6 protein-coding genes and 1 pseudogene are annotated in these 12,052 nt (G+C 62.6%); 3 read left to right on the top strand and 4 right to left on the bottom strand.

Annotation, left to right across the window (positions count from 1 at the left end):
* Positions 1 to 4: 4 nt before the first annotated feature.
* The 3 genes from NO366_RS01220 to NO366_RS01210 form a co-directional block, all read right to left on the bottom strand.
* Positions 5 to 853: a 7-carboxy-7-deazaguanine synthase QueE gene (locus NO366_RS01220; protein WP_256534053.1), complete on the bottom strand. Its 849-nt coding sequence runs from the start codon at positions 851 to 853 to the stop codon at positions 5 to 7.
* A 14-nt stretch (positions 854 to 867) separates the two neighbouring features.
* On the bottom strand, positions 868 to 1,332 hold the full coding sequence (locus NO366_RS01215) for a 6-pyruvoyl trahydropterin synthase family protein (RefSeq protein ID WP_256532497.1): 465 nt from the start codon (positions 1,330 to 1,332) through the stop codon (positions 868 to 870).
* Positions 1,333 to 1,608: 276 nt separating this feature from the next.
* Positions 1,609 to 2,322, bottom strand: a complete 714-nt coding sequence (locus tag NO366_RS01210; protein ID WP_256532496.1) for a GIY-YIG domain-containing protein — start codon at positions 2,320 to 2,322, stop codon at positions 1,609 to 1,611.
* 197 nt (positions 2,323 to 2,519) lie between these two features.
* On the opposite strand from NO366_RS01210, the pseudogene NO366_RS01205 reads away from it, so the two are divergent.
* From NO366_RS01205 to NO366_RS01195, 3 genes and pseudogenes are all read left to right on the top strand, one after another.
* Positions 2,520 to 3,765 (top strand): annotated as a pseudogene (locus NO366_RS01205) (hypothetical protein).
* Between the two features lie 1,006 nt (positions 3,766 to 4,771).
* Positions 4,772 to 4,945 (top strand): hypothetical protein, encoded by a 174-nt coding sequence (locus tag NO366_RS01200; protein ID WP_256532495.1) that lies wholly within the window; start codon positions 4,772 to 4,774, stop codon positions 4,943 to 4,945.
* 356 nt (positions 4,946 to 5,301) lie between these two features.
* On the top strand, positions 5,302 to 7,500 hold the full coding sequence (locus NO366_RS01195) for a histidine kinase N-terminal 7TM domain-containing protein (protein WP_256532494.1): 2,199 nt from the start codon (positions 5,302 to 5,304) through the stop codon (positions 7,498 to 7,500).
* Positions 7,501 to 7,576: 76 nt separating this feature from the next.
* Here the strand turns inward: NO366_RS01195 and NO366_RS01190 are convergent, their stop codons facing one another.
* Entirely contained in the window at positions 7,577 to 12,037 is a 4,461-nt protein-coding gene (locus NO366_RS01190) for a PKD domain-containing protein (RefSeq protein ID WP_256532493.1), read from the bottom strand.
* Positions 12,038 to 12,052 lie beyond the last annotated feature (15 nt).

Genomic DNA, 12,052 nt, shown 5'->3' with positions numbered 1-12,052 from the left:
CCCGTCATCGCCCCGCCGCGTCGTCCCAGAGATCGACGTGGAGTCGTGGGGTGTATCGAAACCCGTGGGTCAGGGCGAGTTGGGCAACTCGGTTTCGGTGCTCGTCGAGTGCGTCTCTGGTGGTCCCTTCGGGCATGAGGAGGACGTCGCCGTTCGGGATAGGTGTGGTCGCTCTGGCGCGGAGGTTCTGGAGGAGGTCGGTGATCTCGTCGAGGTCGGACTCGTCCGTGACGACGAACTTGAGCTGGGTGTCGTAGGTCTCGACGAGCGTGGCGAGGGCGTCCAGGTCGATCCGGTCGGCCTCGTGGCGCTCGGTCCAGGCGGCGACGGCGTCGGGACTCGGTTCGGTGTCGGCCGTCGTCTCCACGTCGGCGGCGTCCGGACCGTCGGACGCGTCGACGCCCGCGGGCGGTCGCTCGGGCGTCGGCGTGCTGCTCGCGAGTTTCGGGCTGACGCTCGCCAGGTCGATCGGCGCATCGCGGTAGATCGTCCCGTTGGTCTCGACGGTGACGTGGTAGTCCAACGCGTCAAGGCGGTCGAGCAGGTCGACCGACGCGTCGTGGATCAGGGGTTCGCCGCCGGTGAGGACGACGTGGTCCGCGTCGTGGCCGGCGATCTCGGCGACGACGTCGTCGACCGACTGCCACGCGTGGGTCGGCTCCCACGAGGTGTGATAGGAGTCACAGAACCAGCAGCGCAGGTTGCAGCCGCTCGTGCGCACGAAGACCGAGGGGACGCCCGCGAGTCGGCCCTCGCCCTGCAGCGAGTAGAAGAGTTCGTTGATCGGGAGTGCGTTCGTCGGGGTGGAATCGGACTTGTGTTCAGTGCCACTCTCTCCGGGCGGTGTCGGCATCGTCTCGACCGGCATCAGATCCCTCCGGCGCAGAGCTCGCCCGTCTCGCGCACCTGCACGGAGACGTCGGTGACCGTGTCGGGGAGCTCGGTTTCGAGACGGCGTTCGAGCAGGAGGCTCATCACCTCGGCCGTGGGTGGGTGTGGGAGGACGACGAGGGCGTCCTCGTCGCCGGACTGTTGGAAGGCCTCGACGAGGGGATCGTCCTCCTCGACGAGAAACATGTGGTCCCACTCGGAGATGGCTCGGGTAATATCGCCTTTGTCGACGACCCAGCCTTCGGTAGCGAGGTAGCCCGTGATCGTCGCGGTTATCTCGTAATTGTGTCCGTGCGGGCGTGAGCACTTGCCGTCGTGATGGAGGATGCGGTGGCCCGTACTGATTCTGATGGGTGACTCGCGGCCGACGTGGAGGGTTCGGGGAGTGTGGCCGAGGGACTGGGGCGGGAGACAGTGTTGTGGAATCGATTCGAGCGGCATGTGGGGGTACTATTGAGAGAATACTTGAGTATTATGGTGGGGCGCGTTCGTGTTGGAGCTTTGAAAGCCCCTGACGGCCTCGGCGGCTGCGACTCGTTGCGGTCCTCACTCACTTCGTTCGCTGTGGTCCTTACGTCGTCTCGCTCGCCGAGAGGGCGGTCGGTGGAACCGACCGCCTATAACGTGGCGGCGGAAGCCGCCACGCACGCCAGCCCCTTTCAGTCCCACCCGGGTTGCTAATCGAGGCGCTGTAAACCGCGGATTGGTCGGACTCCGTCAGTCCACCGGTTCCGTCTCGTCGATTCTGGTTTCGAGCAAGGTGAGGAAGTGAGGGTCGTACGCCTCGTCGACGTGATTGACGTTCCAGAGGCCCGAATTTCGAATCGGTTCGGACGGACAGTGACTGCCGAGCCAGTCGCTCGCTCTCTGGTCGATCGGTTCGGCTTCGTAGTTACTCACGAGCGCGATCAGGTTCGATTCGAGGTACGCGCGTTCGCTGTCCGGCCCGGGTTCGTCGTCCACGTCGATCCAGAGGAACGGGAGGTCACGAATGTACTCGCTGACGCGGACCTCGTGATCGTGCTCGTCGAGGCGAACCGCTTTGTCGGCGGAGGACCCGACGCCCCACTCGGGATACTCGGAACCGAGATCGTTCTTCGAGAGGAGCGCTTCGCCGACGCGTTTCCGGAAGACGGAACCGCGGTGATTGCCGCCACCGCCGTAGGTCCCGCTGTTGGCGCCGCGGTGTGTTCTGAGGCGATTCCAGAGGGACGTCCCGCTTCCTGCGGATACTGCGTGCGTCCCGACGCGAGTGATCCGGGGCTGGTCGGCCCCGTCTCGGGTCTCGTCACGGGCGAAGAACACGTAGAGGCCGCGATCCGGCCAGTCCATGTAGCCGGTGCAGTCGTCGAGCGTTTTCGCACCGCCTACGCGTTCGTCGAGTCGATCCAGCAGATCGTACAGTCGATCGAGATCGTCGCGTCGTCCCATCTTCGGTCAGCATACCAATTGCTTCTATTATCTAAAACTAGCTGGCCGATTAGAGCCGGAAAATAAGCAAAGCGGTAGGTACCATCGCGGAAGTTAAAGTTGGAAACTTGCGCCTTAGATGGCCCTAACCCCGTCCGCGACCGAACCGACGTGTACCGAGTGCGAACGTTCTTGTCGCCGGCCTTCGATTTTCTCCCATGAGCAGCTCGCCGGTATCGCTTTCCGAGCCGCACGTCCTCGCACGGACCAAGGAGGCGCTCTTTCCCGAGGACGGAGCGGTCGGATACCTACGCCGTCGTGGACACGCAGTTCGCGAAGAACGAGTGGCTACCCGGTCAGCCGGTCGATCAGCCTGTTCGGGAGCTCCTCTCACCGTTCAACCACGTCCGCCTCGGTGGCGGGTATCCCGACCTCGTCGGCGTTCGAAACCTGGACGACGAGTTTCTGGCGGTGGAGCGATTTGGCGACGAGCCGCCACTGATCGTGATCGAGGCGAAGGGGTACGGGAGCGGCCGCGGCGTCGACACCGAGACCGGTATCGTGCAAGCCTACGATCGGCTCGCAGAGGCCAACGTGGCCTACCTCGCGGCCCCGGCGGAGACGATCACGAAAACCAATCGGACGCTAGCCCGCGAATTGAACGTCGGCGTGTTGGGCGTCTCCGAGCAAGGAACCGTGACGCCGATCGAGCGCCCCCGAGTCGTGGGCAACCGGACGACGTCGGACGCCACGGCCATCCGCTTCCAGGCGAGTGCGCAGGGCGTGGCCGACAAGTCCTTCTCGTTGAACCACCCGAAGAACTACCTCGGATACGCGTTGGCGTGCTACGCTGACGGCGACACGGCGGAGCTGCAAGCGGAACACGTCGTCGGGGAGGTCGATGGCTCGCGACAGGGAGCTGCGTTCCTCGGTCTGATCCACGAGCGCAACGGGCGCACCGAACTCACCACGCTGGGACAGGAGGTCGTCCGTTTCGCTAAGTCCAACTACGGGACCGTCGAGAACGCCCTCCGTGAGTTCGAAAACTGGCAACGCAGCCGAAAACGCTTCATCGACGACGAACCGCTGTGGGGCCAGCTCGCCCGTCGGATCGTCTTCGAGTACGAGGCCACGACGCTCCTGGTCTCGATGCTGCAGGAGTTACACGAGATCGGAAAATCCCGCCCGACGCTGGTCGAACTGGTCACGCACCTCTACGGGACGCACTCGACCTTCGCGGTGGAACTGTTCATCAGAGGCGACGAGGACGTGCGGAGTCGCGTGCTCGACGAGGACGGGGAACTGCAGGAAGGAGAATTAGCGGACGGGACCGTCTATCACTCGCCGACGGTGTTTCAACTGAAGGCGATGCTCTATCACGCTGGGATCGTGACCGAGAGGGGAAAGGAGCCGAACAATCTGGATCCGACGAAAGACGTCTGGGCGCTTCGGGAACCAGTTTGAGGGCTGTAGCTGCCCGTCCGTTCGTCCACCACAGCGACTGGTCAACCGCTCGGGTGGGAATAAAAGGGGCTGGCGCGCGTGGCGGCGGAAGCCGCCACGTTATAGGCGGTCGGTTTCACCGACCGCCCTCTCGGGGAAGGCGCGGGACGTAAGTGACGCAGGAGCTGCGCTCCCGCTAATCTGAGACTCCCGTCACAGACACCGCAACGAGCGAAGCGAGTGAGGAGCGCAACGACCGCACCGACCCGAGAGCGTCAGGGGCTTTTGAAATACTAGCAGAAAAAGGACTATCGAAACGTCCAGCATCCACGCACCGGTTTTCCGCCTAGAGAATCTCCACTTCCGACGGCGCCATCTTACACCCACAGGGCGTGATCTGACTCACGCCAGGCCCGGCGATCGTCACGAGAAGGATGGGTCCGCCACAGCGCGGGCAGTCTGGCGCCCACTTCGGTTTTCGCGGATAGCCGTACTCCTTCCAACCCGGAACGTCCTCTGCTCCCTCGGCTTCGCTCCCGTCTCCTTCTTCCCCACCCGCCTCCGCACCGGTCGCTGGCGGATCGGGATCACAGTCGTCGCCAGAACCATCCGCGTCGGGCGTCGGACTGCCCTGCTCTGATTCCTGACTATTCTCCGCAGACTCATCCCTAATTCCGCCGTTTGTGGCCCTCTGGCGGTCGTTCGCGTACACTTTACTCCCGGGACGCTTATGTCGGTGTGAATTGTAACGGGTCATGCTTGCATGCCATCCGCTGGTATGGAAGCAATCGTCTCGGGTGCTCCACCACCCGGGGCATTTCACTACCTGCCCCCGGTCTTCTGGAGACGAGTGCTTCCACCAGTCAGTGCGTTGTACAGTGACTTATATCTATCTCTACTCAAGCGAATTGAACGCCCATTCGAAGGAATGTAACCCACTCCGACTCTACCCCCGATACCGACACTACCGGAGGCCGTCCATTGGACCGAGTATCGTCGAACCCGGCCACATAGTCACATCTACTCGTTGTCCGTACGAGCGCCTGTTCGAGTCCGGATCGGCGTCACCGTCAGCCAGGCGCTCGAGGTCGCTCTCGGCGATCGGATCCGTCTCTTCCTGGAGTTCCTGTCGGTCGATCGAACGCCCGTCACGTCCGTGTTCCGAGACGGATCGGCGGCGGTGTTCGCGGCCGAACTGTGATCGGGCAGGGCGACGAGTTTCCAGCCGGGGGAGCCACTCCCCAGGGTGAGACGCCAGTTGTGCGTCTCCAGTGACGGCTTTTTCAGCGTGAGACAATGCCTTCGGTGAAGCCGGTGATCTTCGGTTGTACAACCGAACTGTTCCGCTTCACTTCGTGGTGAATACGACAGGTAGCAACTTTTGTAGGCCCCAGAAACCCCTAAGGGGGCTCTCAGCAGGGAAATTTCAAGCGTCGGAATAAGGGCCTCGAACGTCTACCTATTTAACCACCGATGAGTGATACTTGCGTGACTGAGACATGAACACGAGCGCGTGGTGGGCAACGCCACCAATCGACCCGGCCGAAGGGCGAGGACATGGTAAGTAACAGTGCACTCGCTCACGTCGGCCTGCTCACATTCTCGGCAGCGACGACGACCGGGTTAGCGGTCTACGCCTTCCGCCACCGCCAGGAACCAGGTGCCACCTGGTTCGGCATGTTGATGCTGTCGTTGACGGTCTGGTCCGGCTGCTACGCCGTTGGCGTCATTACGTTCGATCCCACCTGGCGGTTGTTCTGGGCGCGTGTGCAGTGGTTCGGCGTTGCGACCATCTACGTCTGGTTGTTCCTGTTTGCGCTGTCCTACACTGGTCACGACAACATTATCACTCGACGGACTGTCGTCGGTTTCTGTCTCGTTCCGATACTGGCTATCATCGGCGCGTGGACGAATCCCTTCCACCATCTTCTCTGGCGTACCTTTCAGGTGAGAGTTGTGGACGGTATTGCTCTGATCGATTTCACCTACGGACCGATTTTTTGGGTGGACATCATCTACGGGTATGCGTTGATCGCCATCGCGACGGCCCTCTTGCTCCGCCTGGTCTTCCAATCTGACTATCTTTACACCGACCAGTCGGCGCTCTTGCTCGTAGGCATCGCCGCTCCTTTCCTCGGGAACGTCGCGGAGAACTTTATCTGGGCGTCCCAACTTATTATCGATCCAACACCCCACGCGTTTACAGTGACCGGTCTCACGTTCGGGTACGCCCTCTTCCGACGACAGCTGTTCGATCTCGTCCCCGCCACCAGACAGCTCGGCCGGAGCGCCGCTATCACCCAGCTCAACACCGGGGTCTTGATCGTGGACAACGCCCGCCGCGTCGTCTACTGCAACGAGGCTGCTGTCGACGTGATCGACTGTGAACCTGCTGATGCACTCGGTCGAGAGATCCGGTCGCTTGTCGACAGCGACGTGATCGACTTCGATGCCGAGGACGCCCTCGCGGAACTCGAAATCGACGACACCGTATACGAGGTCAGAACCTCGCCGATCACCGACCAGAGCGACCGCCAGATCGGCCACACCCTCGTCATCCACGACGTCACCACCCGGAAGCGACGGGAACGGAGACTGGCCGCCCAACGTGATGAACTCGCCACCGTCAACGAACTGAACGCTGTCATTCGTGGCGTCAACCAGGCGCTCGTTTCGGCGACCAGTCGGGACGCCGTCGAACGCGCCGTCTGCGAGCGCCTCGCTCACTCCGACCTCTACCGGACCGCCTGTGTAGCCGATGTCACCACGTGGACCGGTGACGCCGATCGATGGCTCGTAGCAGGCGACCAGGTCGACTCGACTCCACCGCCACTCGATGGCGACGGCATCGAACGCAGGGCACTCGAACGTAGCGAGGAGGCGAGAACGCAGACTATCGTACCCGAGCCGACGACCGACGACGGCACCTGGGCCATCGTTCCGGTCGTCTACGGTCGTACTGTTCACGGTGTACTCGGCCTCTACACCGACCGTACGGAGATCAGTGATCGCGAGCGAGCGGTCCTTGGCGAACTCGGCGAAATCGTCGGTCACGCCACCAATGCTGTCGAGATGCGCCAACTCCTCTCGGCCGAGGCAGTTACCGAGGTCGAACTGGAGAGCACCGACGACAGCGACTCACTCGTCGAGGCGTCGATTGCCGCCGAGTGCGACCTCGAACTCGCAGGTCTCGTCCCGGGGGGAGAGGCGGGTCACGTCGCATACGTCCGCCTTGCGGATGGCGATGTCTCGGTGGTAGCCGACGAACTCGAGTCATCAGGCGAAGTGCGGATAATCCGAGATGGCGAGACAGATGGCTTGCTCGACTGGCAGGTAACCGGCGATACACTCCTCGGGATGCTCGTCGACTTCGGCGCGAAAATCCAGCACGCCACGGTCGAGGATGGTCGTGCCAGCTACACTCTCGAAATCGCTGCCGAGTCGAACGTCAGGGCACTGGTCGACGCGGTCGAGCAGCAGTTTCCCGACACGTGGGTGGTGGCAAAACGCGAACACGCCCGCCCCGTCGAACGTGCCGATGCGCTCACCGAGCACAATCTGGACGATCTCACTGACCGCCAGGCGGAAGCCTTGGAGGCAGCCTATCGAGCCGGCTACTTCGGGTGGCCACGGGACTCCACTGCCGAGGAGGTTGCTGCCGTCCTCGACATCTCGGCCCCAACCCTCCACGCCCACCTCAGGAAAGCCGAGGAACAGATCCTGGCCGACCTGTTCGATCCAGGGGCTGCCGATTGACACCCCTTTAGGGTGAGTTCACCGTGGGCTTTGACTTACCTCAGACAAATTTTACACAGCCCCCAGGCGTCAGTGCTCACCGACGCCTGCGACGGGCGAGCCCGATGCCGAGTGATGCGATCAGTCCAGTAGCGATGCCGAGTAACGCGATCAGCCGAGTATCGATTCTGGAGCCAAGCGTGCCGTCCGATGGCGTTGTAGAGTCCATCTGCTCCTCCGAAGTAGGTGATGGATTGGTGTCGGGAGTCTGTTGTGGTGTCTTCTCGTCTGTGGCATCGACTCCGACTGCAAACACCGAGAAGCCGGGTGCGGTGGCGGTGTAGGTGTCCTCGCGCCGGCTGGTTTCGAGCTTGCTCCACGAACTCCCGTCGTAGCGATAGAGCGCTACGTCGTCGCGGCTCGCTTCCTCGGGAAGTGCGCTCCTGGGCAGGGCGAAGCGGAACTCGACCGATTCGAAGTAGTCGTTCTGGACCGACTTTTCGACGGTCAGGAAGCCCAGAGAGGTGCCCGATTCGAGATCGGGCGTGCCGTCAGCCAGGTCAGCACTCGGGTGAACCTGGAAGGCGAGCTCTTGGAGGTCGTAGGCGTAGGAGACCTGCAGCCGGTCGAACGTGGCCGATCCGGCCTCGATACCGTCGAGGTTGACCTCTGCCGTCTGGCCCGCCACGCCGTTTTGGATCGTCACGTCGGCGCCGCCGTCCGCGAGCGACTGGACCGCTTTCGTCTGGGTTGGAGGTGGAACGATGCCACCGCCTCCGTTGCTCGCTTTCGGAATCGAGAAGCTGAGCGTGAAGGTGTCGGCGTTGCCGGCCGCGTCGGCGACGGTTACTGTCGCGGTGTGGGTGCCCGTCGAGAGCCCAGTCGCGTCGAAGCTGGCGTACTGGCTAGTGATTGCAGCCGAGGTGTTTGCGGTGACGTCACTCCCGTCGAAGGCGAGCGTCACGTTACTGGCGTTCACCCCGCTGAGGTCGTCGCTGTATTCGAACCGGACCGTTTGGTTTTCAATTCTGACCGACAGGTCACCGGTCGGGGTGGCTGTATCGAGCGTTGGCGCGGTATCGTCCGAGGCGACTGCACCGTAGGTCGAGAAGTGGGTTACGGTAGCGATCCAGTATTGCCGGGTGGTGCCGTTGATCGTTCGCTGTTCGACTGTCGTGTTCACCGCTTCCCACTTGTCAGACCCAAGATTTGACTCGTTGTAGTAGGCGACGGACACCGTCGAAGGATCGACGTCGCCGGGCAACTGCGCCGGGACAGGCATCCCAATGACTGCGTGGGAGAGGTTAGCATCGAGGGCGTCACCGAGACGCGCGTCGAGGAAGGCGACGCCGGTCTGGCTTGGATTCAGCGGAGCCAGCGCCGAGTCGCTCCGGGTCAACACGACCGTGTCGTTGGTGGCGTTGGCGGTCGTGAAGTCGACGAACATTCCCGACGGCTCCAGGACAACCATCGCGGTCTCGTTCTGCTGGGTCGAGACGGTCCCAATCTTCGAGGTCGCCGCGTCGGTGCCCACGTTGCCCGCTAGGTCAGTCCCGGTTACGGTCACGTTGTACTGTCCACTGGACGTGCCGGTCAGGTTGAACGTCCCGTTCCAGCGTGTGGGTCCCTTGGACGTGACGCTCGGGATCTCGGTGGTCCCGTTGGGCAGCTCCACGGAGACGGTTGGCACACCCGAGAGTTGCTCGGTTGCGGTGACGTTGACCTGTCCGGTGGAATCGTTGACCTGCGAAATCGTCGCGGCCAGTTCCGGTTCCTCGCGGTCAAGTACGACGGTCTCGTTCGTGGTCGTCACGTTGACGTTCCCCGCAGTATCGACGGCCGTCAGCGTCAGGCTGTAGTTGCCGTCGTCGGGCACAGCCGACGTATTCGAGAGATCGATCGCTTTCGTCCAGTTCGTCTCAGAAGCCTGAGTCGCGCCAAAGACGGCCCGGAAGTTCGAACGATCCGACCGGAGTGCAACCAGGACCGACGACACGCTCCCGGACACGTCGTCGGCCGTGGCGGCCACGCTGAGCGTTCCGTTGGTGTAAACTGTCTGACCGGTCGGCGGCGTCTTCGCGCTCGCGTTGGCGTCGATGGCGCTCAGATCGACGGTCGGCGGCGTCCGGTCGACGATCGCCACTGTTCGGCTGGCGACGTCGGTATTCCCGTCGTCGTCGGTGACACGAAGCCGGATGGTCTTGGTGCCCGCGTTGACGTATGTGAGGACCTGGGTCGGGTTCGAACTGCTGATCTCGTAGGTGCCGTCGGCCTCCATGTCCCACTCGTAGCTCACCACGTCGTCGGTGGGGTCGGTCGTGGACGAAGCGTTGAACACGATCGGCTCGCCGGTTTTTGCCCTCGACTTCGAGACCGTGAAGTTCGCGGTGGGTTCACCCGTCTGAATCGTCACTGTGCGATTGATGACGTCGGTGTTGCCGTCGTCGTCGGTGACACGGAGCCGGACGGTCTTGGTGCCCGCGTTGACGTATGTGAGGACGTTGGTCGGGTCGGTGTAGTTGATCTCGTAGGTGCCGTCGGCCTCCATGTCCCACTCGTAGCTCACGATATCGTCGGTGGGGTCGGTCGTGGACGAGGCGTTGAAGACGATAGGTTCGCCGACGTAGTTCGGCGGGCCCGAGTACGTGAAGTTCGCAGTAGGGCCCTTCGATTTGACTGTCACTGTCTGGTTGCGGACGTCGGTGTTGCCGTCGTCGTCGGTGACAGTGAGCGTGAGCGTTTTGGTGCCCTCCGAGGTGAACGTATACGCAGTCGTCGAGCCAGTGCCGATCTGGCTACCGTTGATGGCCCAGACGTAGCTACTGATAGACCCATCAGCGTCTGACGACCCAGTGCCGTCGAAGGTGTAAGTGGTGCCGACGGTGGCCGTGGACGGCGCGATGATGTCGGCGGTCGGCGGTGAGTTCGTGTTCGTGACAGTCACCGTAGTCGTCGTGGTGTCGGTGTTGCCGTCGTCGTCGGTGACGGTGAGCGTAAGCGTCTTTGTACCTGTCGATCCGAAGGTGTGAGTGAGCGTCGAGCCAGTGCCGATCTGGCTACCGTTGATGGCCCAGACGTAGCTATCGATCGTTCCGTCAGAATCAGACGACCCGGTCCCATCGAGGGTGTAGGTCGCGCCGACGGTGGCCGTGGACGGCGCGATGATGTCGGCGGTCGGCGGTGTGTTCACTGGGACCCCAATGTCGGCTTCCAGCAGCCAGCCCGCGTAATCAGGGTTCCACGATTCGGAAAAGCCGGCCACGGCGAACTGCTCGCTGCCGGTGGCGACCACCGACGTGAAGTCCTCGTCACCTAAGCCATTGACAAGCCAGCTAGTGCGCTCGTAGCCGGTCCCGTCGACCCGCATGAGCCAGGCGTCACGGTCGCCGTTGTTGAAACCGTCCGTTGAACCAGCGAGGAAGAAGTCCCCGTTGGACAGTTGTCGCACGTCGTTCCACCACTCGTAGCTGCCCCCTTCGGGACTGTACGTCCGGTTCCACTCCTCGACCCCGGCCGCGTCCGTCCTCAGAAGCCAGGCGCTCTCGCCGATGTCCGGGGTATTGGTCGTGCTTCCGGCGGCGACGTATCCGCCGTCTGCGGTCTGGCGCACGCTCTGGAAGTCCTCCACGACTGCCCAGTCTCCATACGTACGGTTCCACTCCGACGCGCCGTCCGAGGAGAGTTTCACCATCCAGGCATTTCGGCTCAGCCCGACGTTCGAGTCGTTGGTGTCCCACTGATCCTCTCCGACGGCGACGTACCCACCGTCTGTCGTCTGCTGAAGGGCCACGAACTGGTCGTGATGGGGGCCACCGCCGGTCCACGCCCACTGCTTTGCTCCGCTCGTGTCGAGTTCTATCACCCACCCATCTGCAGAACCGTTATTTATCGATCGCTTGCCGGCGACGGCAAAGCCGTCTGATGTCTTCACGATGTCCTCGAAAGTCGAGTGGGTTTCCGCCGTCGCATACGTCTGCTCCCATAGCATGGCCCCGGTGGCGTCGTACCGGACTGCCCAGGCCTTCTCGTTGCTGTAGATGTCCGTTACCCCGACAGCGAGGTAACCGCCGTCGCTCGTCTGGACAACTCCTTTGAACTTCTCTCTGTTTTCGGTGGTTATCGTCCGATTCCACTCCTCGGTGCCGTTCGCGTCGATCTTGATGATCCAGGTGCCAGTGTCGGCGTAATCGCTCGCGTTCCGTGCCGTGCCGACTGCGACGTACCCGTCGTCGTTCGTCGCCGCGAGGTCGTGGAAGCGGTCGCCGCCGTCAAGCATGTACGTGGAGTTGATGCCGTACTGGGTTTCGTAGGCACTCTTGACGATCACCGGGACCGTCGTCGAGTTGTTCGCACTGGAGACGGTGGCGGTGTAGTTCCCAGCGTCCCAGCGGTCCGTCAGCCAGGAGAGCGTGACCGACTTCGATTCACCGCTGGCGAGGGTCACCGACGTCGAATCGCGTTGGGTGGCATTGGTCGCTAGTGTGATGGTCTGTGTGGCAGTCGTCTTCCCCGTGTTGGTGACGGTGGCGGTGACGTTCAGCGTCTGCTCTTCGAGCACAGGGGAATTCGCCGA

The organism is Halovivax cerinus (genome assembly GCF_024498195.1).
Classification (GTDB): Archaea; Halobacteriota; Halobacteria; order Halobacteriales; family Natrialbaceae; genus Halovivax; species Halovivax cerinus.
Note: the sequence above shows the minus strand (reverse complement) of the source record. Positions and strands in the feature narration are given on the sequence as shown.

Excerpts from the sequence above, each read along its gene's own strand:
- NO366_RS01220 (WP_256534053.1), bottom strand. The coding sequence starts at position 853 with ATGCCGACACCGCCCGGAGAGAGTGGCACTGAACACAAGTCCGATTCC.
- NO366_RS01215 (WP_256532497.1), bottom strand. The coding sequence starts at position 1,332 with ATGCCGCTCGAATCGATTCCACAACACTGTCTCCCGCCCCAGTCCCTC.
- NO366_RS01210 (WP_256532496.1), bottom strand. The coding sequence starts at position 2,322 with ATGGGACGACGCGACGATCTCGATCGACTGTACGATCTGCTGGATCGA.
- NO366_RS01195 (WP_256532494.1), top strand. The coding sequence starts at position 5,302 with ATGGTAAGTAACAGTGCACTCGCTCACGTCGGCCTGCTCACATTCTCG.